This window comes from Lujinxingia vulgaris (assembly GCF_007997015.1).
In the GTDB taxonomy this organism is placed as follows: Bacteria; Myxococcota_A; Bradymonadia; order Bradymonadales; family Bradymonadaceae; genus Lujinxingia; species Lujinxingia vulgaris.
In genome coordinates, this window is sequence record NZ_VOSM01000002.1 from 36,814 (window position 1) to 61,726 (window position 24,913).

Annotated in this window: 23 protein-coding genes; 12 read left to right on the forward strand and 11 right to left on the reverse strand. The window is 64.6% G+C overall.

Features of this window, described 5'->3' with window-relative positions; genetic code table 11:
- Nucleotides 1-50: 50 nt before the first annotated feature.
- Nucleotides 51-617: a tellurite resistance TerB family protein gene (locus FRC98_RS03840; RefSeq protein WP_146979986.1), complete on the reverse strand. Its 567-nt coding sequence runs from the start codon at nucleotides 615-617 to the stop codon at nucleotides 51-53.
- A 154-nt stretch (nucleotides 618-771) separates the two neighbouring features.
- Complete coding sequence (locus tag FRC98_RS03845) at nucleotides 772-1,920, reverse strand: coiled-coil domain-containing protein (RefSeq protein ID WP_230467248.1); 1,149 nt, start codon at nucleotides 1,918-1,920, stop codon at nucleotides 772-774.
- Between the two features lie 213 nt (nucleotides 1,921-2,133).
- On the opposite strand from FRC98_RS03845, the gene FRC98_RS03850 reads away from it, so the two are divergent.
- Complete coding sequence (locus FRC98_RS03850) at nucleotides 2,134-4,842, forward strand: CpXC domain-containing protein (protein ID WP_146979988.1); 2,709 nt, start codon at nucleotides 2,134-2,136, stop codon at nucleotides 4,840-4,842.
- 111 nt (nucleotides 4,843-4,953) lie between these two features.
- Entirely contained in the window at nucleotides 4,954-5,694 is a 741-nt protein-coding gene (locus tag FRC98_RS03855) for a metallophosphoesterase family protein (protein ID WP_146979989.1), read from the forward strand.
- Between the two features lie 39 nt (nucleotides 5,695-5,733).
- Here the strand turns inward: FRC98_RS03855 and FRC98_RS03860 are convergent, their stop codons facing one another.
- A complete protein-coding gene (locus tag FRC98_RS03860) occupies nucleotides 5,734-8,130 on the reverse strand; it encodes an outer membrane protein assembly factor BamB family protein (protein ID WP_230467249.1) in 2,397 nt (798 codons plus the stop codon).
- On the reverse strand, nucleotides 8,127-8,603 hold the full coding sequence (locus FRC98_RS03865; protein WP_146979991.1) for a hypothetical protein: 477 nt from the start codon (nucleotides 8,601-8,603) through the stop codon (nucleotides 8,127-8,129). The genes FRC98_RS03860 and FRC98_RS03865 overlap by 4 nt, the downstream gene beginning before the upstream one ends.
- Before the next feature lie 258 nt (nucleotides 8,604-8,861).
- Between FRC98_RS03865 and FRC98_RS03870 the strand changes: the two genes are divergently transcribed.
- The 5 genes from FRC98_RS03870 to FRC98_RS03890 all read left to right on the forward strand — a co-directional run bounded on the left by FRC98_RS03870 (nucleotide 8,862) and on the right by FRC98_RS03890 (nucleotide 12,137).
- Nucleotides 8,862-9,281, forward strand: a complete 420-nt coding sequence (locus FRC98_RS03870; RefSeq protein WP_146979992.1) for a hypothetical protein — start codon at nucleotides 8,862-8,864, stop codon at nucleotides 9,279-9,281.
- Nucleotides 9,282-9,298: 17 nt separating this feature from the next.
- A complete protein-coding gene (locus FRC98_RS03875; RefSeq protein ID WP_146979993.1) occupies nucleotides 9,299-9,775 on the forward strand; it encodes a tetratricopeptide repeat protein in 477 nt (158 codons plus the stop codon).
- 163 nt (nucleotides 9,776-9,938) lie between these two features.
- A complete protein-coding gene (locus FRC98_RS03880) occupies nucleotides 9,939-10,421 on the forward strand; it encodes a hypothetical protein (RefSeq protein ID WP_146979994.1) in 483 nt (160 codons plus the stop codon).
- 172 nt (nucleotides 10,422-10,593) lie between these two features.
- Nucleotides 10,594-10,887: a hypothetical protein gene (locus tag FRC98_RS03885; protein WP_146979995.1), complete on the forward strand. Its 294-nt coding sequence runs from the start codon at nucleotides 10,594-10,596 to the stop codon at nucleotides 10,885-10,887.
- Nucleotides 10,888-10,943: 56 nt separating this feature from the next.
- Nucleotides 10,944-12,137, forward strand: a complete 1,194-nt coding sequence (locus tag FRC98_RS03890; protein WP_146979996.1) for a GAF domain-containing protein — start codon at nucleotides 10,944-10,946, stop codon at nucleotides 12,135-12,137.
- Nucleotides 12,138-12,226: 89 nt separating this feature from the next.
- Here FRC98_RS03890 and FRC98_RS03895 read toward each other — a convergent pair whose 3' ends face one another.
- Nucleotides 12,227-12,562, reverse strand: a complete 336-nt coding sequence (locus tag FRC98_RS03895) for a hypothetical protein (protein ID WP_146979997.1) — start codon at nucleotides 12,560-12,562, stop codon at nucleotides 12,227-12,229.
- Nucleotides 12,563-12,795: 233 nt separating this feature from the next.
- On the opposite strand from FRC98_RS03895, the gene FRC98_RS03900 reads away from it, so the two are divergent.
- Complete coding sequence (locus FRC98_RS03900; protein ID WP_230467250.1) at nucleotides 12,796-14,685, forward strand: AMP-binding protein; 1,890 nt, start codon at nucleotides 12,796-12,798, stop codon at nucleotides 14,683-14,685.
- A gap of 76 nt (nucleotides 14,686-14,761) precedes the next feature.
- On the opposite strand, the gene FRC98_RS03905 is transcribed toward FRC98_RS03900, so the two are convergent.
- From FRC98_RS03905 to FRC98_RS03915, 3 genes are all read right to left on the reverse strand, one after another.
- The gene (locus FRC98_RS03905) at nucleotides 14,762-15,007 is read right to left on the reverse strand and encodes a hypothetical protein (protein ID WP_146979999.1); all 246 of its coding nucleotides are present in this window, start codon (nucleotides 15,005-15,007) and stop codon (nucleotides 14,762-14,764) included.
- Between the two features lie 91 nt (nucleotides 15,008-15,098).
- Nucleotides 15,099-16,040 (reverse strand): hypothetical protein, encoded by a 942-nt coding sequence (locus FRC98_RS03910; RefSeq protein WP_146980000.1) that lies wholly within the window; start codon nucleotides 16,038-16,040, stop codon nucleotides 15,099-15,101.
- A gap of 216 nt (nucleotides 16,041-16,256) precedes the next feature.
- Nucleotides 16,257-17,288 (reverse strand): hypothetical protein, encoded by a 1,032-nt coding sequence (locus FRC98_RS03915; protein WP_146980001.1) that lies wholly within the window; start codon nucleotides 17,286-17,288, stop codon nucleotides 16,257-16,259.
- A 266-nt stretch (nucleotides 17,289-17,554) separates the two neighbouring features.
- Between FRC98_RS03915 and FRC98_RS03920 the strand changes: the two genes are divergently transcribed.
- Entirely contained in the window at nucleotides 17,555-18,394 is an 840-nt protein-coding gene (locus tag FRC98_RS03920) for an outer membrane protein assembly factor BamD (RefSeq protein WP_230467251.1), read from the forward strand.
- A 214-nt stretch (nucleotides 18,395-18,608) separates the two neighbouring features.
- Here the strand turns inward: FRC98_RS03920 and rpsI are convergent, their stop codons facing one another.
- A complete protein-coding gene (rpsI, locus tag FRC98_RS03925; RefSeq protein WP_115603640.1) occupies nucleotides 18,609-19,004 on the reverse strand; it encodes a 30S ribosomal protein S9 in 396 nt (131 codons plus the stop codon).
- A 50-nt stretch (nucleotides 19,005-19,054) separates the two neighbouring features.
- Complete coding sequence (gene rplM, locus FRC98_RS03930) at nucleotides 19,055-19,483, reverse strand: 50S ribosomal protein L13 (protein ID WP_146980003.1); 429 nt, start codon at nucleotides 19,481-19,483, stop codon at nucleotides 19,055-19,057.
- Nucleotides 19,484-19,873: 390 nt separating this feature from the next.
- Here rplM and FRC98_RS03935 point away from each other — a divergent pair, with 390 nt between their 5' ends.
- From FRC98_RS03935 to FRC98_RS03945, 3 genes are read left to right on the forward strand one after another with little or no spacing between them, the layout of a single operon-like run.
- A complete protein-coding gene (locus tag FRC98_RS03935; protein WP_146980004.1) occupies nucleotides 19,874-21,076 on the forward strand; it encodes a hypothetical protein in 1,203 nt (400 codons plus the stop codon).
- Nucleotides 21,073-22,329: a hypothetical protein gene (locus FRC98_RS03940; protein WP_146980005.1), complete on the forward strand. Its 1,257-nt coding sequence runs from the start codon at nucleotides 21,073-21,075 to the stop codon at nucleotides 22,327-22,329. Before FRC98_RS03935 ends, FRC98_RS03940 begins: the two co-directional genes overlap by 4 nt.
- A 45-nt stretch (nucleotides 22,330-22,374) precedes the next feature.
- Entirely contained in the window at nucleotides 22,375-24,012 is a 1,638-nt protein-coding gene (locus FRC98_RS03945; RefSeq protein ID WP_146980006.1) for a vWA domain-containing protein, read from the forward strand.
- 151 nt (nucleotides 24,013-24,163) lie between these two features.
- On the opposite strand, the gene FRC98_RS03950 is transcribed toward FRC98_RS03945, so the two are convergent.
- Nucleotides 24,164-24,913 (reverse strand): hypothetical protein, encoded by a 750-nt coding sequence (locus FRC98_RS03950; RefSeq protein ID WP_146980007.1) that lies wholly within the window; start codon nucleotides 24,911-24,913, stop codon nucleotides 24,164-24,166.

The following is a 24,913-nucleotide window of genomic DNA, read 5'->3' on the forward strand; positions in this document are numbered from 1 at the left end:
CGGCGCTTCTTTACGCAGGTGCAAACCCCCGAAGGGGCCGGCGCTGCGGCTTAGCTCTGCACGCCAAAAAGTCGCGCGAAGTCGTCGAGCAGCGCGCTCTCTTCTTTGCTGATGGGGTTGGTCAGCCCGAAGAAGCCGCCGGAGGCCGCGGCCACCGCTTTGCTCCAGTCCATGACGTTCTGGCCCATCTCCCCGTTGGGATCTTCGTCGATGAGGTTGGCGATGACGGCGTTGGCGCGGCTGAAGAAGAGGTCGGTGGGCTGCTCTTCGAGGAGCATCTTCAAGAAGGTGCCCGCCGCGCTCTCATCGGCGATGCCGAAGCGGCGCGCCAGCTCCTGGACTTTGTCATTCTCGGCGGAGGAGATGCTGCCGTCGGCCCAGGCCATCTGAATCATCGGGATCAGGGGAAGCACGCGGGCGGTCTCGGCGTCGAAGCCAAGCTCCATCGCCTCGGCCGCTACCTCGTCCCGGGTGTTGAGCGTGGCGGCGATGGCCTCACGTTCTTCCTGGCGAATGGCCTCGAGCTGCTTTTCGCGGCGAAGACGCGCGAGCTTCTCGCGTTCTTGTTGCTGGATGTACTTTTCTTCTTCTTCGCGCGGGGTGTTCTTATCAGCCATGGATCAGCGCTCCATTTGGTCGGTTTTCAGAGATATCGCAGACGCGCGCAATATAAGTGCCCCCCGGGGTGCAGGCAACCGTTATTGGAGGGCGGCAGATCGGGGTACTTACGGGGCGAGGGCGACGTCCTGTCGCACGGTCGCTCAGAACGCGTTAACGCCAGGCGTCTTCGGCCTCTTCACGAAGCTGGCGAGCGCGCTCGCGCAGTTCTTCGACCTGGGCCTCCAGGCGCTCGCGCTCCCGGCGCAACGCACGCACGTTGCGCTCGGTCTGATCTTCGCTCAGCGCCGGGGCACTCTCGTCGATCTGCTGCGGGTCGACGAGGCTCTCGATGAGCACGCGTTCGGTCGAGGGTTCAAAGTCGGCGCCGGGCTCCGGGGTGGGCTCGGCCTCCGGTGTGTCGAAGTCCCCGCTTCCCACGTTGGGATCTTCGCCGGACGAGTCGAAGTCATCGGTGGGGGCACCGGGCTGGGGATCGGGGCTTGCGGCGTCTTCCGAGACAGGCACGCCTTCCTGGTCGCCGCGGGGCGTGTCTCCGTTGGCGACCTCGCGCTCCTGACGAGCAATGGCGCGGGCGCGGTCGTTTTCTTCGAAGAAGCGCTCGCGGGTGGAGAAGTCACGCGCGCGCCGCATCAACGCCCGGGAGCGCTCCAGCTCATTGAGGCGCGTCTCCACGGTGGTGAGGCGCTCTCGGAGCTGGGCTTCGGTGTCTTCGAGCTCGTCGGCCACGGCGAGTAGATCGCGAGGGTGTCCGCCCTCAACGAGGTGGGCGTCGGCGAGCACGCGCTCGACGCGCTGCGGATCGACACCGGGGGCCACGTCGCGCACCTGCGCCTGCGTGCGGCTCAGCGCGTTGAGCTCCTCGATCAGCGCGAGCTGTTCGCTGCCGGAGCTGCGCGCCACGCGTTGCTCCAGCTCGGCACGCCTGGCCGCCAGGGCGTCGATGAGCGACTGACGGGCGCGCTCCAGCTCGGCCTGCTGCGTCAACAGCGCGATCTGGTGCTCGCGCACGCCCTCCACAAGGGTGTGGCTCTGGCGAAGCGCCTCTTCGAGCTGGCGGCGGCTGGCCTGACCGCGGGCCTCGTCGGCTTTCAGCTTTTCGAGGCGTTCTACAGATTTCTGATACTCGCCAAGGGCGCGCTCCAATCGCTGACGGGCCTGCTCCACCGAGCGCTGACTCTGCTCCCAGCCCTGCTGCGCCTCGGGCAAGGTCTGCCCGATCGCCGCGCCTGACCACAACATCAGGGCGACAAAGCTCGCCATGGCGAGTCGCAGGAGTCTATGGGAAAGGGTGGGGCGCATGGTCTCTCACAGGGGCTGATGACGCATCATCGCGTCGTACCCTGACACTTTTGAGCAAAGATCGATCCAACATTGCCGCGTTTCGAAAAAATGTGAGGCCGGGCCTCGACGATCTCAAGGCTTGAAGGTCGCCAAAATCCCGTGGTATGCAGCACGACCGGTCACGAACCTCTTTCTTTTTACGCGTTTGACGCACTCTGGCGAGGCACGTCCATGGAATATCACGACGGCGCTCAGGCGCCTTACCAAGGCCACCTGGGACGCACTGCGCAGACCTCGGTACTTATCAGCAGCGCCGCCGGGCCGGTTTTCCCGGCCAGCGTTTATACCGGGATCAACACCCAGACGCACCCCGAGCTTCGCCAGCGCCTGATCGAGGGCACGCTCAACGTGGTGGAGTGCCCCTTTGATGAGGGCCGCACCTACGATCTGGCGATCTCGGTGATTTATCACGACGAGAAGCGCCGCCTCTTTGTGCTGGTGATCCCGGAGACCTTGCGTCACGAGGAGTTTAAGCGTCGCAGCGCGCTGCTCGAAGAGCTGGCGCGCGAGCGCGAGGTGCTGCCGAACTACGTGCGCAACTTCCACACCATCTTTGAGCCCGCGCGCCTCATTGCGCTGGAAGAGGCCGCCGACCGCGCCGCCGAGGCCGGCCAGTCGCAAGCGCCCACGCCTCAGGATAGCTCGGAGGTGGGTGAGGCAACCGTGATCACCGCCGTGCCCTCAGCCGGCCCCTCCGAGGCCGAGGAAGCCCTCAAGGCGGAGCTCGACGCCCTTAAATCCGAGATCGCCGGGCAGCGCGAGAGCCTCGAAGAGGCCCGCGCCCAGCTTGAGCGTGCACAGCACGAACTTGAGAACTCGCAGAACACCTTTGAGGAAGAGCAAGAAGCGATCGCCCGCGATCGCGAGCAGCTCAACGAGGTCGCCTCCCGCGTCGAGCGCGACAGCGCGCGTGTGCAGGAGACCCGCGCCCGCCTCGAAGAAGAGCGCACGCGCCTCGAAGAAGAGCGCGCCATGCTCGAAGAGGCCCGCCGCGCCCTGCAGGTCCAGGAACTCAACCTGGAGCAGGAGCGGCTGCGCCTGGAGCAGGGCGCCCAATCTTCCAACGCCGAAGAAGCCACCCAGGTGGTCACCGACGATCAGTTTATCGAGGTCATGAACCCCGCCTCTGCGCCCACGCCTCCCGGCGCGGCCGCTGATAGCGCCGAGCGCGCCCGTCGCCCCGAGCCCTCTCGCCATCAGCTGGCGCGCGCCACTCCGGCCGAGCTCCCCGAAGACTTCGACGCAGTCGCCGGCGGCGAGTTGGTGTTTGTGCGCGAGAGCTCCGATCTGGTGCAGGTGGGCTACTCGCTCAGCGATGAGCGCGTCGCGACCTTTGACGATGCCGCCGAAGTTCGCTTCTTCTTTCAACTTCATGACGTCGCCGGCGTGCCGGTGATGGCGCTGACGCTGGCCGCGTTTGACGACGCCGGCGATCTTCTCGACGCGGTGGCCGCGCCCCTGGCGGATGTCGACGATCACGAGCGCGCCGTCCTCGACACCCTGGCACGCGACCAGCATCTGAGCCTTGTGATCTACGGTAAAGACGCCAGCCCGGCGATCTCCTGGGAGGGCGGGGCGCCCATTGCCGCCAACATCGCCTGGGCCCGGGAGCGCGCCCGCGCCTGGCGCGAGGCCTTTAAGGGCGACGACTCCGAGGCCCGCGCCGCTATCGCGCTTGGCGAGGTCGAGCTCGTCGGACAGATGCGCCACCCCTTCGTCGACGGGCGCTTCTCGCGCATCGACAGCGCCTCCGAGGCCCTGCTCGCTGCCGGCGTCGTCGGCTACTGGTCGCGCTCCGAGCAGGTCGCCTACCTCATCGGCAACCGCGCCTTCCCGCTCTCGCACTTCCGCGAGATCCAGAAGCGCGTCGCTCGCCAGGCGCTCAACTGGGGCATCGCCCTGGGTGACGAGCTCCAGCAGGTGGCCATCGATGAGTCCATCATCACCGATCGCATCAGCCTCACTCAGCGCCTGCTGGCGAGTTTCGCCGAGCTCTGCGTCGGCGTTCGCCCCAATGACCTCGACCCCCTCCAGCAATGGGAAAACTGGGACGCGCTCATCCAGCTGGCGCAAAGCCACGGGGTGACCCCGGAGCCCGACGTGCTGGAGTTGGCCGAGCTCAGCCTCAAGCGCGCTCAGGACTACGAGGAGATGCTTGACGCCGAAGACGACAGCGTGGAGGCCGAAGCTATCGACCTCGACGATGACGAAGTGCTTGAGATCGTTGAGGAATCCGAGGTCGACCTCGACGCGATGATCATCGAACACACCGTCCCGGCCAGCGGTACGACCTACTTTCTGGTCGACACCACGCTGATCGAAGAGCTGCCGGCGATGGAGAAGGCTAAACGCAAAGATCTCCACTCGCGCCTTGGCGATCCGGCCGGCCGCCTGGAGGTCGCCCAGGTGCTCGTGGAGCGCTACTCGCCAGATGCCTTGAGCGAGGTGCTCGAGGAGAGCGAGAAGATGAGCAGCGCCGAGCGCGACGCGCTGGCGCGCTTTATGGAAGCGCGCGCTGACAGGCTCACCGCCCATCTGAGCAACCTTTTGCCCACCTCCGGCGCTGCGGCCACCTTGATCATTGCGCGCACGCTGGTGAAGGCCGGTCACGCCGAGGCGATCGACGCGCTGCTAAAGGCCCTGGGCGATGAGCACCAGCGCGGAAACCCCGACGAGCTCGCCGGCGTATTGGCCGGTTTTGGCGACGCGCTGGTTGACCCGCTCTCTCGCGCGATTAAGTCGAGCCCCGAGGATGAGCACCTGGCCCTTGCGCTGGCTCACCTCGACGCTGCGCGCCCGGGCACCCTGGATTCCCTCGCCAGCGACCGCAGCAAACACCTGCGCCGCGCCGCAAAGCGCGCGCGCCAGCTGGCCGGCTAAGCCCGGTCACTCCACCGTTTACTTCCCGGCGCCCCGGCTCCATAGTGGGGGGACCTCTGCGCCCCCTCACTGTGGCGCCCCGCTTAATCACCAGCCAGACGCGGTTCACGCATGCTCATCGGAATCTTCAGCGACGTTCACGCCAACATCGACGCCCTCAAGCCGGTCGTGGAGGCTTATAAGGCCCACGAGCCCCCCATCGACACCTTCGTCTGCCTGGGCGATGTCGTCGGCTACGGAGCCGAGCCCAACGCCTGCTGCGAGGTCGTTCGTGAGCTGGCCGAGGTCACCATCCTCGGCAACCACGACGCGGCGGTCTGCGGTCGCATGAACTACGCGTACTACTACGACGCCGCCCGCAACGCCCTGGACTGGCACGCCAACAAGCTCGAAGAGACCCACCACGAGTGGCTGCGCACGCTCCCCTACCGCGAGGACTGGGATAACCTGTGCTTCTGCCACGGCTCGCCCATCAACAAAGAAGACTTCGAGTACGTCTTCAACCTCCAGCAGGCCAACCAGCTCATCGAGCACTGGGACGAGCTCAACGAGATCACCTTCATCGGGCACTCCCACCTGACCAAGTCCTTTAGCCTGCACCCCGAAGACGGCGCGGTGGAGGTCTTCGGCCCCACGATCACGTTTGAGGAAGGGCGCAAGTACATCGTCACCGTGGGGAGCGTCGGGCAGCCCCGCGACAACGACAACCGCGCCTGCTACGGCGTCTACGACACCGAAGCGCGCACCTTCACCTTCAATCGCGTGGAGTACGACATCCGCGAAGCCGCCCGGAAGATCTTCGAGTCGGAGCTCTCCAGCGACTTTGCCAAGCGCCTCTTTTTCGGCATCTGATCCCCCCTCAACATATGACGTAGCGTGTGGCGGGAGGCTTTAGCCTCCGCCGCCCTCAAGCACGGCCATAAAGTGGTCGACGCTCCAGGCCGCCAGCACGTCGTCTTCCCCGTGCTCGGTGGCCTGCTCACCAAGGATGAGCTGAAAGGGCGCCGAGAGTAGCGCCTGCTCCGGGCTCTCCATGGCCTCGAAGGTGTGAAGTCTCCGCCCGCTGTGCAGAGCCCGCACACTGACCTCCTCGCCCACGCTGAGCAGCGCGTCGCCGATCGTGAAGAGCTCGAGGTTGCCGTAGAGCAACAACTTCTCGCGGGCGGGCATCGCCTGCCAGCGCACCTCACCGTCGACCACCCGAAAGCAGGTCGTCTCACCGCGGTCGGTGCGCACGATGCCATGCCACTGCCCCTCAATCTCAATCGGTAGCGCCGGGGTGGGCTCGTAGAGCCCCGCGCTGAGCAGGTCGATTCGCCAGCTGACTTGAGGCTGCACGGCCTCAAGCGCGATGCCGCAGAGCGAGACCTGCCCGTGCCGCTCCACCGGCACCACCATCCACTGGTCGATAAAGCTCGGCGAGCCGCAGACCCAGCCTGCCAGACGCACCTGCCAGACCGAGCGCCCGGTAAAGGGATAGCACGCGTGCACCGTGGAGCCCCGGTGGTGCGCATCATGGGTCACCGCGTAGTAACGCCCCTGGTGGACCATCACCCCGTTCTCGGAATGCCCGCCGATACGCACTCGCCAGAGCACCTGCCCCTGACCCGGGCTCAGCGCGATGAGCTGCCCCTCGGTGGTGCGCGCGCAGATCAGCGGTCCATCAAAAATCAACGCGCTAAAGCGCGCCGGACCCACCGCAAAACGCCAGCGAACGACCTCGCGATCCAGGTCCACACCGGCCATCTTTCCCTGATCGCTGGCCACCACCAGTAGTCGCTCCGCAGGGTAATACGCCACCTCGTGGAGCGCCCCAAAGCCGGTGCCCAGCGCCACACTACCCGCCGGCGCTCCGCTCGCAACTTCGAGCCAGCGCACCCGTCCCTGACCCTCGGCCACCACCACCCAGGGGCCGGCCGCACGCGCTCGCCACCGCGCCTCCACTGGCGAGCGAGCCTCACTCCAGATCCAACGCTCCTGCCCGCTGCGCGCGTCGAGCATCACGGTGCTGATCGGCGTCGACACCAGCAACCCGCTCCCCACCAGCCTGGCTGTGCTCAAGTCCAGCCCCGCGCGCCGGTACTCCCAGCGCGCTCTGGGAAAGAGCGTGTGCACCTCGCTCAGCGGCCAGGCAAACCCCGGCGCCGGCGCCGCCTCGGGCTCCTCGGGCTGCATGTGGCCCTGGGCCCGCAGGTACGCCTCGGGCGCGTCGTGGTAGAGATCGTTGCCGCAGAGATCGCGATGCCACCGGCGCAGGTTCTGCACCTCTTCATCCAGATCCACAAAGCGCTGATTGAGCTCCAGCCGCGGGTTGAGTTCCAGCAAATCCTGCACGAAGAGCTCGGCCAGCGTCAGCATCCGGTCCAGACACTCGGTGGGGCTCACCGACCAGCGCTCCCCGGAAACCTCCACCTCCCAACGCGATCCCTCGTCGCGAACCTTAAAATCGAGGTGAGGCAGGGGCTCGATCAACTCCAGCGTCCCCTCGCTGCGCGCCTCCAGGTGGCTTAAGAGCTGCCGCGCGCGATCCAGCAGGCTCCCCATACCCAGAAAGGGGTATCTTGGCGAAAGCTCCACCGCCGCATCACCGAGCTCCGCCCGCAACGTGCCGGCAAAGAGCAGCGCATGCAGATCAAAGACCTGCTCGCCATGGTAGCCCCGCAGCCCGGCGTCGTCGCTCACCAGCTCGTAGCCCAGCGTCAGCCCCTCGGTCGAGGAGGTCGCCGAGGCTCGGTCGGCCAGCGGCTCCCGCTCAATGGGCACCGCCGCCCCGTAGCTGAGCTGGCGCCCCCGCTTGAGCACCCCCAGCCACTGGCTGAGCTGGCGCACGTAGCGATCCGAAGAGAAGCGCTCCGAGATGCTAAAAAGCTCCCGCAGCAGCTCCTCGGCCGCCTCGGTCAGCGCGCCCACAAACGCCGCTGCATCGATCGGAAGATCGCGCGCCACCACCTGCTTCTCTCGCCCCAGGCTGTAAGCGCTCACAAAGAGCTTGCGCTCGCGCGCCACCAGCACAAGCTCCCAGGGCTCGTGTGGAAACTCCAGAATCACCTTGGTGCGCGTCCCCTGGGAGAGCGCCACAAGCCCCTCCAGAAGCCCGCCGACCACCCCGAAGATGGCCTCCTCGGGGATCGACGCGGTCAAGTTGGTGCCGTCGACCACGATGTCGATGATGTCGCAGATCTCCAGCAGGCTCATCGCGCTCTCGGCCGGCCGCAGCGGATCGAGCGCGCTCAGGTAGCGCACATCTTCCTTCCAGCCTCGCCCCACGATGATCTCAACCTGGCTCATGAGCCCTCGCCATGCACCACCGCCCGTCCACTGGCGGTGAGCTCGCGCCATAAGGTCTTGCCGACCTCAAAGTGGCGCTCCAACGACCCGAGGTCAGCCTCATCGATGTAGACATGATCGATGCGATCGGCGCTTAAAACCTTGCCGAAGATCGTGTTGGCCAGCTCCGGTCGCGCCAGCACCGAGACCTTGTGGTAGAGCTCGCTGCACACCACCAGATGAAGATGGTTCTCGGCCATCTCCCGCGACGGCGCGATGCGTTCTTTGACCCCGTCGGCCCGGTAGAGAGGCTGGGTGTTGCTGCGCTTCTTCTCCTTCTCGGCGGTGCCGGCCTCATCGGACTCCAGCGTCTGCGCGAAGCGCTGCAGCACCACCGAGCGGATCGCCTGGTAGGCGTCCTCCACGTAGGCGGCCTCCCCGGTGAGTTCCAGGTCCAGGGAGTGCGCTTTAATTTTGAGTCGATTCTGGGTCATTGGGGCCTCGAAGATCATCTCGCGTCAGCAGAACAGGGCGATCGCCCGCAGCATTTCGGCCCGCCAGGCGAAGCCCGCGCTGCGCCTCAAGTATAGGCCGGGGCGCCTCCGCACCACAAGGTAGGGCGTGGCCCGGAGGCGCTCGCGCAAAAAAAGTTGGGGTCTCCACGCAAGATCGCCGCAGAACGCTCGATAACAGGATCAGGGCGCATCATCTGCCCATCGTTCTTCGGCAACGGATTGACCCAGGAGGCAACTATGTCCGGCATCAACGGGATCGGCTCCCCCAACAGCCCACCCATCTCTCAAGACCTCGCTCAGACCGCCAACCCTAACGGGGGGCGTTTTCGTCAGGTGCTCTCCAAGGTCGCCGACGGCGGGTTGGCCGCGGTGGCCGCTGTCGCCCCGATCTTTCCGGGCGGCCAGCTCGTGAGCATGGCCGCCAATGGCCTGCGTGAACTCAAAGCCACCTCCCCCGGCGGCCTGACCCCCGGAGGCCAGGGCGACCAGCTCGATCGCATGTTCGACATGCAGAAGCAGAGCCAGGTTTTCAACCTCCAGTACCTTCAACTTCAGACCGAGATGCAGGCCGACAACCGCCGCTTCTCCACCCTCTCCAACCTGATGAAAGTCCGCCACGACACCGCCAAAGCCGCCATCAACAACATGCACGCCTGATCGTCTACGGAGCCCTTATGCCCTCATCTCAACACCCCGAACTCGCCACGCCCGAAGACGCCCGTCACCGGGCCCATCAAGAACTTCAACGGGCCTATCTGCTCATCACCTACGGTCACTGCACCGAGGCGCTTGAGGCCTGCGAGCGCGCCGCCGAGCTGCTGCCGAATCACCCGCTGCCTCTTACTCTTAAAGGTGGGATCCTCATTGCCAGCGGCCAACTTCCTCAGGCCATCCGCACGCTGCAGCAGGTGCAACGCAGCCACCGCGGAGACATCCTGGCGAGCATCTACATGGCCGAGGCCTGTTTTCTGGCCGGACGCCACCGCCGCGCCTGGCGCGTGCTCGACGACATCGACGCCGACGCCCTGGCACAGAGCCCGCACGCCGAGCTCGCGCTCGCGCTCCGAGAGACCTGGTCGCAGATCCCCCCCGACGAGCTGCCGAAACCCCTTCAGGTCAACCTCGACGATGAGCCGCAGCCCATCGCCTGATTCGAAACCCGCTGCGCTCCGGAACTTGCGATCCGGAGCGCAGCACGACTCCTTACCTCGCTAACGTGTCGCGTCGTCACAGAGCGCCGCGCGCCCGGCGAACTCAACACGTACGTTTTTCTGCCGGCGCGCCGCGGCGACCGGGCTCTCGGAGTGATGTGTTATGAACATCTCAAACCTGCCACCGATCATTGAGCAGGGCGCTTTCGATGACTTCGAGGCCTCGCTTGAACACCGGATCACCGCCGCGATCTCCGGCGCCGCCCCGCTTGAGGGCGCCCCGGCGGCCGCCTCCGATGCCGCGCCGGAGGTCAGCGCGCCGGCCTCGTCCTATTCGGCCTTTCCGGTGCATCCGGCCACCGCCTCGCTCGCGACGCTGGTCGCCGCTGCCATGCGCGACCCCTCACTCGCCGCCGACCTCCCCCGGCAGGGGCTGGAGATCATCGTCGACCAAAAACTCAGCGCGCAGCCCGCGCTTAACCTCCCCGGCGCCCGCGAGGCCCTGCTCAACGCCATGGCCACCGACCCCCATGTTCTCTCCGAGCTCACCAGCATCATAGTCGACCTCGTCGACCGGCTCGCCAGCGCCGCCGGCCGGAATCTGGCGAGTCCTGCCGATCCCGAAGATCCCCCCGACTCCCCCTGAACTCGCCAGGCCTTGTCCCCTCTTCACAGGCTGCCTCACCGAGGGGGCTCTGCCCGATTGCGCCTTGCTCGCCAGTGCCTCGCAGCGCTATGTTGGAGCCCTCGCATGATCGCGCCTGCGCCCCCGAGCGAGACGGCGCGATGAGCACATGGCTTCGCGGAGTTTTTAGCCTATGAGCGCACAACTTATGGAACCGGCCGCCGAGATCCCCGGCTTTCGCGTCGGACACTGCCCTCAATGCCAGCGCACCGTCCTGGCCGCACATGATCTCGAGGGCGATGAGCTCGTCGAGATCTGCATGCATTGCTCCTGCAACCTCTCCTCCGGCGCCCGCGAGAGCCTGCGCTGGGTGGAGGCCCACGACCTGGTCGAGCTCGGCTACTTCGTCGACGGCTTTGAGCCCGAAGACTGCGACTCCCACGGGGGCTGCCGTGATGGCGCCTGCGGCGTGCGCCAGCCGACCTGATCTTTTTAGACGATTCTACGACCCCAGCTTTTGCTTTTCCCTTTGAGGAGGCGTTGATGCAATACGAGGTGTTCATCCCGGCGGCCGAAGAAGATGGCTTCGATGTGACCATTCAGGTCGAGGCCAGCAACTGGACGCAGGCCCTTAAAGCCGGCCTGGAGCGCCTCGGCGAGGGCATGGTTCGCAACGTGATGTGCGACATTAAGAGTGACAACTCCATTCACGTCACCGACGCCACCAGCCAGCGGGTCTTCATCATTCGCGAGCTTGAAGCCCAGGCCGACGCCGAGCCCGAGCCTCCCCAGGCGGCCACCGTCAAGATGGAACCCCTCGCGCGCCCCGAGCCCGAGGCGAAACCCGAAGCGAAACCGGAACCCAAACCTGAGCCGAAGGTTGAGGTTCAGCCCGAGCCCAAACCCGAGCCGAAGGTTGAGGTTCAGCCTGAGCCCAAACCCGAGCCGAAGGTCGAAGCAAAGCCCGAGCCCAAACCTGAGCCGAAGGTCGAAGCAAAGCCCGAGCCCAAACCCGAGCCGAAGGTCGAAGCGAAGCCCGAGCCCGAACCCGAACCCGAGCAATGGCAGTCCGACGACGGCAAAATGCGCATCAGCTCCTCGACCTTCGAGACGCTGCAGCGCGAAGACGTTGAGGAGAAGCCCCGCGTCATCAGCGAGTCGCGCAATAAGACCGACGAGCGTAGCGCGGTGTCCATTGGCCGCACCGACGAGAAGGTTGCCGCCAACCTCATCGAAGATGTGTTCCTGGAGATCCAGGCCATCCACGAAAACAACATGGCGCTCGAAGACGTCGTCAACTTCGTGATGGACATGGTCATGGAGAAGCTCAACGCCGAGAGCGGCTCCATCCTCTTCGCCGACGTCAACGGCCGCGAGCTTTACTTCGCTGCGGCCCGCGGGCCCAAGGCCGATGAGATCATGAGCTTCCGCGTGCCGATGGGGCAGGGCATCGTCGGCTTCTGCGCCCGCGAGGGCGTCAGCCTGGCGATCAGCGACGTGCACCAGGACCCGCGTTTCTACAAAGAGATCTCGGAGTCGCTGGGCTACGAGACCACCAGCCTGGCCTGCTCCCCGGTGCAGTTTGAGGGGCGCGTCTACGGCGCGATCGAAGTTATCAATAAGAAGGGCGCGAGCTCCTTTGCCGGCCAGGAGATCAGCGCCATGGCCTACATCGGCCGTCAGCTCGCCGAGTTCATTCATGAGCTGATCATGGCCCGCGAGAAGATCGAAGGCTGAGCCTGCCGCAGCCCTCGTAACGCATAAAAAAGCCGCCGCTCCTTCGGGGAGCGGCGGCTTTTTTACGTCAGATGTCAGGGGCGGCGAGTTTAGAGGCCGGCAAAGGCCATGCTGAATCCGAGCCAGGAGAGCACCAGCGCGATGCCCCACTGCAAAAAGACCTGCACCACGCCCACGCCCATGCTCTTGAAGAAGCTCGTGTTGTAGGCGCTCATCACGACCAGCAGCCAGATCAGCGGCTTGAGCACCCAGCCCAGGATCGGCACAAGCCCCACGAAGAAGAGCAGCACGTTCAGAAAGAGCGAGATCCCCACCGCTTTGGAGAGCGCGTTCGACGTGTTGCCGTGACCCACCATCGAGAGCGCCGCTTTAAGCGCGATGGCCTGCACGATGAAGCTTACGAAAAAATATAGGATGGCTGACATTAGAATCCTCGCGACATGTTCGGCGCCCCGGGTGGTGTGTTCGCACGGGATGGAGGCGCGCAGCTAACCTGACTCGCCAATGGCGAGTTTCCCCACTGATCGCAAACATACGCGCCGGGGCAATTTCTTCCAACATCCCGCGCCGGCGTCGACAGCGTCGGGGCCTTCGGGCTACAACCTGCAAAAGGGGCCAGTCAGGGCCCGCGATGATGACCTGGATGATGAGCCGCGCTATGGCCCACGATTTCTATGATGATGAGCAGGCTCGAAGCCGCGCCTGGTCTTCGCTCTTTGGTCTTCTTCAGACCCGCGCGCAGCGCTCGCCAGCGCGTGGCATCTACATGCGCGATGAGCGCGGCGCCCAGGAGTTTCGGACCTACTCCCAGCTGCTCGCCGGCGCGCGTCGCGTGGCGCACGCGCTCAAAGACCGGGGTGTCGCCCCTGGCGAGCGCGTACTGGTGGCGCAGCCCACCTGCTTTGATGCGTTGATGAGCTTTTTTGGCGTCTGCGCGCTCGGCGCGGTGCCGGTGCCGCTTCCCTGGCCGCGCGAGATCGACGCCTTTAAGGGGCTCACAAACCTGATGCGCTGGCGGCGCATCGCGCGCCGCTATGATGCGCGCGTGTTGCTCTGCGCCGACCTGGGGGTGCGCGCCGAGTCCGGCTGGCCAGGCGTCTGGCCCCCCCACCCGCTGGAGCACGTGCTCGACCCGCAGCGCCTGCTCGCCGGCCAGCCCGCCCATGTGGAGTTTGAGGCCTATGAGCCTGATCCCGATGAGGTGGCCTACATCCAGTCGACCTCCGGGACGACCGGGTCGCCGCGCGGGGTGATGCTCACGCACGCCGGCCTGCGCATCGCGCTTGAGGCCATTGGCCGGCGCATTGAGGCGTCTTCCAGAGATGTGCAGGTCTCCTGGCTGCCCCTCGATAACATCATGGGGCTGGTGGGCGCGGTCTTTTTTGCGATGCACTGGGATATTCGCCTGGTGCTCATGCCCCCGGAGCGTTTTCTGGACCAGCCCGAAGACTGGTTCTGGGCGATCCACGACCACCGCGCCACGCTGAGCCTGGCACCGAACTTCGCCTACAACTACAGCGTACGTCGCTGCCAGAACTCCGCGCTGGAGGGGCTGGACCTCTCGAGTTGGCGCATCGCGATGAACGGGTCGGAGCCGGTGCGCGCCCAGCATATGCACCGCTTTCGCGAGCGCTTTAAGACCTTCGGGCTGCAAAACTGGGCGCAGATGCCCGTCTACGGCATGAGCGAGGCCACCCTCGGCATTGCTTTTCACCCGGCCGGGCAGGCCCCGCGCATCGACGGCATCAACCGCCGCACTCTGGAGTGGGAGCGTCGCGCTGAGCCCCTTCCCGAGGCCGGCGCGCCCTCACCTTATGAGCGCATGCACGTCGTCTCGGTGGGCCGCCCGCTGGACCCGGTGGAGCTCTGCGTGATCGACGCCCGGGGCAACGAGCTCCCCGAGCGATGTCTGGGCGAAGTGGCCATCAAGGGCCCCACGGTGATGGCCGGTTATGTGGAAGCCACGGTGCGCGACCCGGGCGAGGTTCAACCCACCTGCCTTCGTGACGGCTGGCTGCTCACCGGCGATCTGGGCTATGTGGCCGACGGCGATCTTTTTTATGTGAGCCGCCGCTCCGACTGCATTGAGGCAGCCCGGGGCAAACGCCTGATCTTCCCCGAGGAGGTCGAGCTTTTTGTGGATTCCGTCGACGGGGTGCGCTCGGGCAGCACGGCGATATTCGCCGCTCCCGACCACGGCGATGAGGATCGCCTGGTCGTGGCCTTTGAGGTTCAGACCGGCGCCGACGCCGACGAACTCGACGATCGCATCAACGCGCTGCTCGCTGCCCACCTCGATGTGCATCCGGTGCGGCTGATGCATCTGCCGCCGCGCTCGGTGCCGAAGACCGCCTCGGGCAAGGTGCGCCGCCAGCTCTGCGCTGTGCTCTACGCCGACAACCTGCTCGGCCGCCGGCGCTCCGGCTGGCCCGCTCCGGGCGCCCTGCGCGCAAGCCTCAGAGACCTCTCCGAGGCCCTCTCCGCAAGCGGGGAGTCGGCATCACTGCGTCTCAAAGCGCTCTTTGGCGGCGAGTCCAAAGACGAGTGACGGTCGCCGTGTCATAAACGCGCCCGCGGGCGCAACCTCGTCGTTGTGCAAGAGGGCGGGGCGCACAACGTCGTCTTCAGCTTGCCCGCCCACACACTCGCCCCTCCTCCACGCGGCGTAACACGCAGCGCTGCCCCAGACGGCAATCCGCATCTTCTTCGCACGCAGTGCGACAGCCGGACGGCTCACACACAAGCCCCGGATCGCACTCGTAATCGCTGCGACACAGGGGCACCTCCTCCTCCGGACCGCAACCGCTTCCGAAGATCAGCACCATCGCCGCCAGGGCCGCCGCCCACGTCCGAGTCTTGGACTTTGCCATCGTCGTCTCCAAACAAAACGGGCCGCCATCGATGCGATGGCGGCCCGTCCTTTACCTCAAGCGTCGAGGTGTCACATCAAAGCGATGCGACTTACTCGGCAACTTCGGGCAGCGAGACCTGGGTGCCCAGCACGCCGGTCATCGCTTCAGCGTTGAGGGGAACCTCATCGCAGTTGTCCGGGGTGGAGACGTTGCTGCCGGCGTCGGTGCAGATGTAGACGTCGTAGTAGTCAGCAGCGGTCTGCGCGGTGTCGTTGCAGGCCGGACCGAACTCACCAACGGTGATGGTGTGGCTCTCGTCGAGGAGGATCGGGTCGTCGTTCCCGTCCAGGAACTGCACGTAGAGCGAGCCGCCGCAGCCCAGGGCCACAACGGTCTGGTCGGTGAAGTTGGTGTCAAACTCGGTACCGTCGTCGCCACGCACGAACGCCTCATCAACCGGGCACTGGTCGACCAGGTTGGGGGCCGCGCCGTCGATCACGTCGAAGTCGTTGATGAAGTCCGTGCCTTGAGCGTAGTCCGCCCCAACCGAGGTGCCGTAAGCGATCACGGCGCCGGTGGAGTCCTGAAGCTGCACGTACATGATCTTGGCACCGGCGGTGTTGTAGCCAAACGTGGAGTCTTCGCAGCGGTCCGGAGCTTCCACGTCGGTCACGTCGTTGATGCGCACGGTGTAGTACTCGGGGGTCTCCTGGCCGGGCTCAACGCAGTCACCGGTGAACTCGTCACAGATCAGACCGTCGGAACACTCGTTGCCGGCGTCGCGGCAGTCATCACCGGGCTCTTCAGCCGCGCGGCAGACCATGCCTTCGGCGCCACCGGGGCGAGCGACACACTCTTCGCCGGTGGAGCAGTCCGCGGTGCTTTCGCAGGTATCCACGCAGATCGTCAGATCGCAGACCTGACCGCCGGTGCAATCGTCGTCGAAGGTGCAGGACTCTTCGCCGTTGTCGATCTCACCACACGCCGCCAGCAGACCCAGGCCGCCGACCGCCACAAAAAACAATCCCGCTACATTACGCTTGATGTCCATAATCACTTCCTTTTCATGGGGTTTGAGTCGAAGACCTCTTCTCCGAGAGACCCGATGGCCTCACGCTCAGAGCTCTTGCAACCTTCTTGCCAAATCACACCAGCACTTCCAAAAAGACACACACGCGAGTTGCCTGGCGCAAGCGGCTTCGCTTCAACCTACCCGCCACCTGGCTCCGTCGCTGCTGCTATCGAGGCGCTTTATATACGATGAGGCTCACAGAGTCACCACAAATTCAGTGAAGCCCTGTTGCGCCTCGACTTCCGCTTCTCCACAGTCGCTTTCCACCTCGATGGCCTCCGGCTCTCCGGCACAGAGGGTGGCGCGGTAGTTCCCGGCGGGCAAATCCGAGGGGGGCTGCACCTCATGGCCCAGCGGGCAGATGGGGCTCTCCGCGAAGATCTCCACGCTCCAGTCAGCCCCGGGGGAGACACGGTCGCCGTAACCATCGACAAACTCGACGAGCATCCAGCCGCCGGGGCCACCCAGAGAGCTGAAGCGAGCCTGAGCGGCGTCTTTGATGCACATCTCCCCCTCGTCCAGCGCCACCGGGGCGGGCTGGAGGTGGGGCGCGAAGGGCTCCTCGCCGGTGGGCTCGAATCGGAGCACGCGACCGTAAGCTTCGGCGCTTCCCGAGGGGCTGCGCGCGATCACCGCGCCGATACGCACCGGCGCGACCTCCGGGGCGACCGGGTCCGCTCCTGCGTCGCCGAACCCCGTATCGAACCCGGCGTCTGCGTCGGTGCCGACGTCGGCTCCGACATCTCCCCCGGAGCCCGGATCGGGCTCGGGAAACCTCTGCTCAATCAAGAGCACCAGGGCAGGCTCCAGCCCTTCGGAGGCATCTTCTTCCGTGGAGGCATCTTCGCCGGAGCTGGTATCCGTGGCGCCGGCGTCGCTCTCATCAACGCGGTAGGCGCAGCGGCCGTCGAGCCCGCAGAAAACCCGTGCGCTGTTGAGCTCCTCGCGGCATTGCTCATCGCTGGAGCACATCACATCGGAGGGGACCCGATCATCGATAAGGCAGGCGTCCACCGGCTCGACCTCCCCGCTGCGCTGGTAGCTCAAGCAGCGGCGGCCCTCGGAGCACTCACTGTCGTCGGCGCAGGCATCCACGCATTGAAGATCGATGCAGTGCTGCGTCGACTGGCAGTCGGCGTCGTAACGGCAGAGGTTCTCGACGAGCTCGCTGCATCCCCCCGAGATCAGCAGCGCGCAGGTCAGAAAAAGTTTGAGCAGCACCTTCATACGTATCCTGCCGGGGAACAGATGGAGTAGAGTTGCACCAGCGTTGGGTAAAGCGTCTGGCATCCAGCGCCTAGGCGCCGGTTGTGTGTGCCATATATGCAGATCGCAGGCCAGAAGATCAAAGGTTTCCCCCGGCGGCGCGCTTGAGTTTACGATCGAGGGGCAAGCCGCTATGGTCCGCCGGCGAGCTCGTGCTGCAGTGGTGCGGCGCAGGCCTTGTGTGATCACCAAAAATGATTGGAGCACCGCCCATGTTGCGCCGGATCTTGTCTCGACCCCCGCTGATCGCTCGCCTCCTGGCGCTGGGACTTCTCGCCACGGCACCTGCCGGCTGCGCGAGTGGACCTCAGCAGCAGGACCTCTCGTACAGCGATCAGGCCGAGGCCTACTTTCAGGCCGGTGAGCAGCGCTTTGAGCGCCGCGACTACCTCGAAGCGATGCGCCTCTACAACACTGTGCGAAACCAGTTCCCCTACAGCCGCTGGGCAGCTCTGGCGCACCTGCGCATCGCCGACGCGTATTTTGAGCAGGATCAGAACGCCTCGGCGGTCGAGCAGTACCGGGCGTTCATTCAGCTCTACCCGCGCCATGAAAAGGTGGAGTACGCCCACTGGCGCATCGCGCTCTCCTTCTACGAGCAGATGCCCTCGGACTTCTTCGTGCTGCCGCCGGCCTACGAGCGCGACTTAAGCTCCACGCGCGATGCGGTGCGCGAGATGCGCATCTTCTTGCAGCGCTACGAAGACTCCGAATACGCCGCCGAGGCGCGCGGCCTGATGCGCGACGCCCAGCGTCGTCTGGCCGACTACGAGTTCTATGTGGCGACCTATTACCTGGAGCGCGACAACCCCCGCGCCGCAGCGCAGCGCCTGACCCACCTCTTGCGCAACTTCGCCGGACTGGGGCTCGACCCGGAGGCGCTCTTTTTGCTGGGCAAAGCCTACCTGCAGCTCGATGAGCCGGGCCGTGCGCTCACCGCCTGGACCGATCTTATCGAGGTTCACCCGGCGCACCCGCGCGCCACCCAGGCAAAGAAGTTGCTTGAGGAGCGTGGACTTCATCAGGTCGAAGAGACCGAAAACGCGGGAGAAGAGCAGGGGGGCTGAGCGCCGAAAGTTCGCCGCGTTCTAAAAGGACGGTCATTGAAAAAACCGACGCCTGCGGGCGTCGGTTTTTTTGTGTGCTCCCGCTCCCTGACTTTCGGAAGGTCTGCTGAGATGCTGTGCTCATAGATGGCGAGCGCGACCATGGGGCTCAAACGCAGCAAGCCCGCCATCTCTGGCGGGCTTGTTGGTTGAAGCCGGGTGCAGCTCTCGAATCTTAGCGCTTGGAGAACTGGAAGCGCGCGCGGGCGCCCTTCTGACCGTACTTCTTACGCTCTTTGACGCGGGCGTCGCGGGTGAGGAAGCCACCGCGCTTGAGGGGCTCGCGCATGCCGCCGTCGACCAGCAGCAGGGCGCGGGCAACGCCGAGTTTGATCGCTTCGGCCTGACCGCTCTTGCCGCCGCCCTGGACGGTGCAGAAGAGGTCGAACTTGCCCAGGGTCTCGGTGAGCTCCAGGGGCTGACGAAGGATCATCATCAGGGTGTCGCGAGCAAAATACTCGTCGGCGTCCTGACCGTTGACGGTGACTTTGCCGGCGCCGGGGCGCAAAAAGACGCGCGCGCTGGCTTTTTTGCGACGACCGATCGCGTGATACTGTTCCGCTTGTGCCATGAGAATCTCTCTCTTTCTATGCGTCCACATCCGGGACGCTCACTTTACAATTAAAGTTCGAGCGCCTGGGGCTGCTGAGCCTGGTGCGGGTGCTCGGCGCCGGCGTAGACTTTCAACTTCTTGATCATCTCGCGGCCAAGCTTCGTCTTGGGCAGCATGCCCTGGACCGCGTAGGTGATGACGTTTTGCGGCTTCTTGTCGAGAAGATCGCCGGCAGTGATCGACTTAAGGCCACCCGGGTAACCGGAGTGACGGTTGTAGACCTTGTCGGTGAGCTTCTTGCCGGTGAAGGCGATCTTGTCGGCGTTGACGCAGATCACGAAATCACCGCAATCGACATGCGGGGTGTAGGTGGGCTTGTGCTTGCCGCGCAAGATCGTGGCGATCTTGGCCGCCGCCCGACCCACCGTCTCCCCTTCCAGGTCGACGACAAACCACTGACGGTTAACTTCCGATTCTTTGGCGCTGAAGGTTTTCATCTCGCTTCCATCCACTTGTCCGGCGTGATGCCAGGAGCCTGTTTATCTCTTCTCGTTTTACGAAAAAACGACGGAAATTCGGTAACGCAACGGGATCGCGCCGGGCGCGACGGTAGGGAGCGCCGCATTGGCGGGGCTCCTGAAAGGGGGCTTGATATAGCGTCGGCCCCACAGGGTGTCAAATCGAATGTTGGGAGCGCACCCGTGCCCCCTTATAAGAGGGCTTGTGCTGGCAACCCGACGGGATTGTCTCTAAAATAGTTGCGAGCAGGTGAGGATCTTCGCAACATTTTGTGGCATACTTGGCCAACGCTACTTCAGCGACAACCTGACCGCCTTAAAGACTGAGCCCGAAGTGCTCGCGGGCTGACCGATACCAGGGTGATGATCATGGCGCGACTCGCGTTTTCTTATCGATGGATGTTGACCGCCTCGCTGGCACTGGCGCTTCCGCTGGCAGCCTGCGGGGATGATGAGCCGCCTAAAACAATTGATCGCGAGGACACCGATCCCGATGCGGACGCCGGTCCTGACGCCGATGGTGGCGATCCTCCCGACGCCGAAGACGCCGGTGACACCGACCCGGATGCCGACGGTGGCGATCCTGTCGACGATCTCTGCGAAGACGTTTCCTGTGAGGCCGGCGAGCTCTGTGTGGAGGGTGAGTGCGTGCCGGAGCCGGAGGAAGGCTTCAGCTGCGCGGCACCTTTTGAGGTGGGCGCGCTGGAGATCGGCGCGACGGCCGAGTTCAGTGCCAACCCTGACGGCCAGCCCAACACGCTGAAGACGCGCTGCTCGCTCCCCGATCACGACACCAGCCCCGAGGCTGTCTACGCCTTTGAGGTCGACGAGCCCGCCCGCGTGATCGCCAACCTCACCGGCTCGGGAACCGGCCTCGTGATGGAGCTTCGCGAAGACGCCTGCTCCGACGCCGAGGCCGAGGGCTGGTGCAGCGAGGGCGTCAACACGCGCACCTTCTTCGCCTATCCGGGTACGCAGTATTACCTGATCGTCGAGGCGCGTCGCGACTTCAGCGTCGGAGACTTCACCCTGGAGCTGACCACAGAAGAACTCGTCTGCGATTCGCCCGGGAGCTACTCCTGCGATGGCGACAACCGGGTGCTCTGCTTCAATGGTGAAGAAGAGCGATCCTTTGCCTGCGGCACCGGCTGCGAAGATGGAAGCTGCCTGGGTGATACCTGCGACAACGCGCTGGAAGTCACCGCCTCGGCGACCTTCACCGGCGAGTTTCTGGCGTTCACGGGTGAGATCAACCTGGAAGACTCGCCGAGCTGCTCGACCGGCGGTGACGTCGGCCCGATCACCTCGGGGCAGGAGCTGATCTTCTCGCTCCCCGGCCTGAGTGCCGGCCAGGTGGTCACCGTCGATGCATCGGCCGATGAGGCGCCGGCGGTGATCGGCATCATGAGCGCCTGTGAGGCGACGCCGACCTGTGTGGCGGCCACCGACACCGCTGAGACCCTGGAGTTTACGGTGCCCGCCGATGGCGACTACTTCGCCATCGTCGACAGTCTCACTCCGCGCCAGGGCGACTACAGCGTGTCGATCGACATCAGCGAGGTCGGGCAGTGATGCGACCTTCCTTTCATAAAACGCCATTGCTTCGGCGCACGCTGACGCTCCTGGCCGCGCTCGCGCTCAGTGTGGCCTGCTCCTCGGAGCCCGACGGCCCCGACCGCCCCATCGATATCGCCGAGGACGTTGGAGCCGATACCGACTCCGGCGATCTGGACGGCGGGCAGCCCGACGCCGACGCTGCGGATCCCACCGACGTCGAGGACGATGCCGACGATACCGATGTGGATGCGACGACGCCCGATGCCGACGCCGAAGATCCTGACGCAGCTGACGCGGATGTCGATGAGCCGGATGCGTCCGACGCAGATGCTGACGAGCCGGACGCCGAGGAGCTCGACGCGTCGGATGCGGAGGAGCCGGATGCGGAGGAGCCGCCGACCGAATGCGACGCTGCTACCCTTGATCTGGGTGTGCTCGAGGCCGGCGCGAATGTGGTCGAGCTTCGTGCTGATCTGGGCACTGTCGCCGGGTTTGATGCCTGTGAGGGGAGTGCGCCCACCGACTCGGTCATTCTCCGCTTCGAGTTGGCGGAAAATAGCCAGATCGCGTTCCCGTCTTCCGATGCTACCTTGTTGCAGTCGACGTGCTCGGCAGTCGGAGCATTTTGCGTAGACGCCGGCGTCGCTTTCAATGCACTCAGCGGTGTCGAGCTCTACGTTGCAGTTGAACGGCCGACGGAGGCGTCGTCGATTACGATCGACGTGACGCCACTTGTCCCATGCTCGCCCGAGGGTGAGCGCACCTGTGTCGATGGTGCACGCATTGAAGCGTGCACGACTGGGTTCGCCTCTCCTCAGGTAGCAACCCGTGTTGTCGTGGATTGTCCACAGGGGTGTGAGGACAACGCGTGTCTCGGAGACACGTGTGCAAACCCAATCCTGGTGGACTCCGCGGTCACCGTCGAAGCTCCGGGGGAAGCGCTCTCCAACAGTTTCGATAATCAGGGCGCGACTGGCTGCAGCTGGGATACGCCCTCGCTCGGACGAGAGGTGGTCTTTCAAGTCGATCATGTCGAGGCCGGCGAGAACATCGAGATCACGATCACGGACCCACTTCGATTCTACCGAGTCTCGATCATGCAGAGTTGTTCTGAGACTGCGGAGTGCCTGGAGAGCGCGGTTCTCGGTTCGGTGCTTACCTACGAGGCACCTGCTTCCGGGACCTATTTTGTGGTGGTGGACGCGGAGTTCGACCTGCCAGCTGCCCCTGAGATCAGCGTGGAAGTTCACGCAGTAAGCGAGATTTAAGAGATTGCTAACCGCCCGCTTTGGCGTCGCGATAAGGAGCGTACGATGGGTTCGGAACGAATGAAAAATCGAGTCAGCAAACCGTTCGTCCTGGCGGTGGCAACGGTGATCAGCTCGGTGATGTTTACGCCGCAGGTCTTTGCGTGGAACTTCGACGACACATGCAGCCCCACTCAGGTCACTGAGGTTGAGGTCACGCGGCCCGGTGCGCTCTTTATGCTCGACCGCTCGGGATCGATGGCGAACACAGGGACCAACTGCTGGATATACTATTACGGCAACTACTACTACGGGCCCTACTGCAATCCGACCCTCTGGGAGATTGCTAAAAGCTCCATCGGACAGGTGCTGGCGTCTTTGACGTCATCGACGGCTCCCGACGAAGTGAAGTTTGGCATCGGGTACTTTCCAAACACGACGATCGCGTATCAGACCGGTGAGGATCGTCGCTACCAGATCGTCAACTCGATGAATAACACGGGTCCCAACGGGGGGACGCCAACGGATTCTGCCATCAATGCTCTGCGAAACAGCTGGTCGTTGAATCAAACGAACTATCCGGCGGCCGGGGTGTTGATCACCGACGGTGCTCCCAACGACGCGTCAGCGGCAGTGTCGCGAGCCTGCCAGCTGCGAAATGAAGGCAAGTCGATGTTTGTCGTTGGTCTCGGTGGTGGAACCGATACCGCGTTCAACAACAAACTTGCGGCGGCAGCTGGCAAGGGGTGTTGCGGATCCTCTGCAAACGCGTCGTGCTCCAATGGAATTGGCACCGATCCCTGTGTGAGTCCCGGTGTTGGAAAGAACAGCTGCTACGGTTCCTATCAGGCCAATAACCAGACCGAGTTCCGCAACGCCCTCCTGAGCATTGCGTCGGAGATTGCCTGCACCTTCCCGATCGATTTCTCGCAGTTCAGCAGTAACTCCGCGCCGGAGAATCCGGCGGCGGTGCGTGTGCGCATGAACACGGCTTCCGGTCAGATCCAGATCCCGCATAAGGACGCTAACGGTGGCCAGGGTTGGTTCTACGCCTCGGACAACCGAGAGCAGGTCACGCTCACACAGACCTATTGCGACCAGGTGCGGACCCCCGGGCAGGTTGAGAGCGTGGAGACTCAGCTGGCCTGCGATTGTCAGCAGCCCCAGGGCCAGGAGTGCGATGTGCCGAACGCGCCCTTCGGTGTGTGTCCGCTGGGTACCTGGATCTGCGATGAAGGCTATGACGTGTGTGAGCCCATCGCGGCGGATAGCTGCCCGGTGCCCTGCTTCGGGTTCCCCGAGGGTGAGTCTTGCCACACCGACAACGAGTTCCCCTTTACCGAGGGGCCCAATACAATCGATGGCGAGCGCAACCGCTGCAAGATCGGCGTGACGGTGTGCAAAGATGACGTGCCCAGCTGTGAACCGATCTACGAGCCGATGCCCGAACTTTGCGACGGGTTGGATAACGACTGTGATGGTCAGATCGATAACCTGTCGGCGAGCTGGAGTAAGCCGGAGTTCGCCAGTCTTTCGCTCAGCGGAACCAACTCCGGCGCGGCGTGTATGGAGCGCGATGTGTGCGTCTGCCCCAGCGGCACTGGCGAGCACTCCGGGGCCGGGGCAAACCAGAGCACCGAGTTCCAGAGCTTCGTGAGCGGCTGGGATCCCATCTGCACGTGTTCCGAAGGCGTGGGCTTTTAAATAAGGTCACGCGACCTCAGCATTGAGGTCGCGTGATCTGCCCGAAGCTGAATCCGCTGTGCAATGAAAAACGCCGGCCCTTTTCGGGGCCGGCGTTTTCTATTGGACGTCCATGAAGATCTCGGGTGTGGCGCATGAGGCTGTGTTGCGATCAGCCTCCGCCGGTCATCGAGAGCAGCAGCATAAAGGGAACTAGCACCGCCAGCATCGAGCGCCAGAAGCCAAGACCGAAGAGCAGGCGCGCGGCGGTGACCTCCAGATTGAAGAGCCAGACGACCATCAGAAAATGCCCGATCTCAAAGGTGCCAAGCGGCGGAATGAGCAGGAGCAGGTAGGTGGCCATCGCATAGCCGGTGAGCCTTGCGACCAGTCCCCAGCGCGCCTGCGCCACGCCGAAGATGCGCAGGGTGAGGTAGAGCATCGCCGTGTGCAGCAGATAGAGCGTGAGCGCGCCCATCGGCAATGAGGCGTACATCGCCCACTCGGCCAGGCCAGGGGCGATATTGAGCTCGGTGGCGTAGAGCTCGACCATCTCGGGGTAATGGGGCGAGAAGGCCTTGCGCCAGAGGGTCTGGGCGAGCGTGCCGACCATGACGGCGATGAGCCCAAAGCCCGCCGCCGGGGCCCAGCGCGGGTTGGCGATGAGCGCCGGGAAGAAGGTCCGCGGCGAGGTCATGGCCTGCACGGCCGTGAGCACAAAGCCCGAGGGGGTAAAGCGTCGCTCGCCAGCTTCCCACTCCGGGAGGGCGGGCATGTGCTCCTGGCGGCAGGGGCGGCACACGGCAAAGCCCCGAAGGTCGGTGCCGTGGCAGCCCCCGCAGATCTCGGCGCCGCAGGCGGTGCAGCGCGCAATCGACGGTGCCGAGGGGTGGTGCGCGCATGTGCGCGAAGATGCTGTCAA

Bases quoted from the DNA above. Each gene is read 5' to 3' on its own strand.
- FRC98_RS03935 (WP_146980004.1), top strand. From the start codon at position 19,874: ATGGCGCGACTCGCGTTTTCTTATCGATGGATGTTGACCGCCTCGCTG.
- FRC98_RS03860 (WP_230467249.1), bottom strand. From the start codon at position 8,130: ATGAGCCAGGTTGAGATCATCGTGGGGCGAGGCTGGAAGGAAGATGTG.
- rpsI (WP_115603640.1), bottom strand. From the start codon at position 19,004: ATGGCACAAGCGGAACAGTATCACGCGATCGGTCGTCGCAAAAAAGCC.
- FRC98_RS03840 (WP_146979986.1), bottom strand. From the start codon at position 617: ATGGCTGATAAGAACACCCCGCGCGAAGAAGAAGAAAAGTACATCCAG.
- FRC98_RS03865 (WP_146979991.1), bottom strand. From the start codon at position 8,603: ATGACCCAGAATCGACTCAAAATTAAAGCGCACTCCCTGGACCTGGAA.
- FRC98_RS03905 (WP_146979999.1), bottom strand. From the start codon at position 15,007: ATGGCAAAGTCCAAGACTCGGACGTGGGCGGCGGCCCTGGCGGCGATG.
- FRC98_RS03915 (WP_146980001.1), bottom strand. From the start codon at position 17,288: ATGAAGGTGCTGCTCAAACTTTTTCTGACCTGCGCGCTGCTGATCTCG.
- FRC98_RS03855 (WP_146979989.1), top strand. From the start codon at position 4,954: ATGCTCATCGGAATCTTCAGCGACGTTCACGCCAACATCGACGCCCTC.
- FRC98_RS03875 (WP_146979993.1), top strand. From the start codon at position 9,299: ATGCCCTCATCTCAACACCCCGAACTCGCCACGCCCGAAGACGCCCGT.
- FRC98_RS03945 (WP_146980006.1), top strand. From the start codon at position 22,375: ATGGGTTCGGAACGAATGAAAAATCGAGTCAGCAAACCGTTCGTCCTG.
- FRC98_RS03850 (WP_146979988.1), top strand. From the start codon at position 2,134: ATGGAATATCACGACGGCGCTCAGGCGCCTTACCAAGGCCACCTGGGA.
- FRC98_RS03900 (WP_230467250.1), top strand. From the start codon at position 12,796: ATGGCCCACGATTTCTATGATGATGAGCAGGCTCGAAGCCGCGCCTGG.
- FRC98_RS03910 (WP_146980000.1), bottom strand. From the start codon at position 16,040: ATGGACATCAAGCGTAATGTAGCGGGATTGTTTTTTGTGGCGGTCGGC.
- FRC98_RS03870 (WP_146979992.1), top strand. From the start codon at position 8,862: ATGTCCGGCATCAACGGGATCGGCTCCCCCAACAGCCCACCCATCTCT.
- rplM (WP_146980003.1), bottom strand. From the start codon at position 19,483: ATGAAAACCTTCAGCGCCAAAGAATCGGAAGTTAACCGTCAGTGGTTT.
- FRC98_RS03890 (WP_146979996.1), top strand. From the start codon at position 10,944: ATGCAATACGAGGTGTTCATCCCGGCGGCCGAAGAAGATGGCTTCGAT.
- FRC98_RS03885 (WP_146979995.1), top strand. From the start codon at position 10,594: ATGAGCGCACAACTTATGGAACCGGCCGCCGAGATCCCCGGCTTTCGC.
- FRC98_RS03880 (WP_146979994.1), top strand. From the start codon at position 9,939: ATGAACATCTCAAACCTGCCACCGATCATTGAGCAGGGCGCTTTCGAT.
- FRC98_RS03845 (WP_230467248.1), bottom strand. From the start codon at position 1,920: ATGCGCCCCACCCTTTCCCATAGACTCCTGCGACTCGCCATGGCGAGC.
- FRC98_RS03895 (WP_146979997.1), bottom strand. From the start codon at position 12,562: ATGTCAGCCATCCTATATTTTTTCGTAAGCTTCATCGTGCAGGCCATC.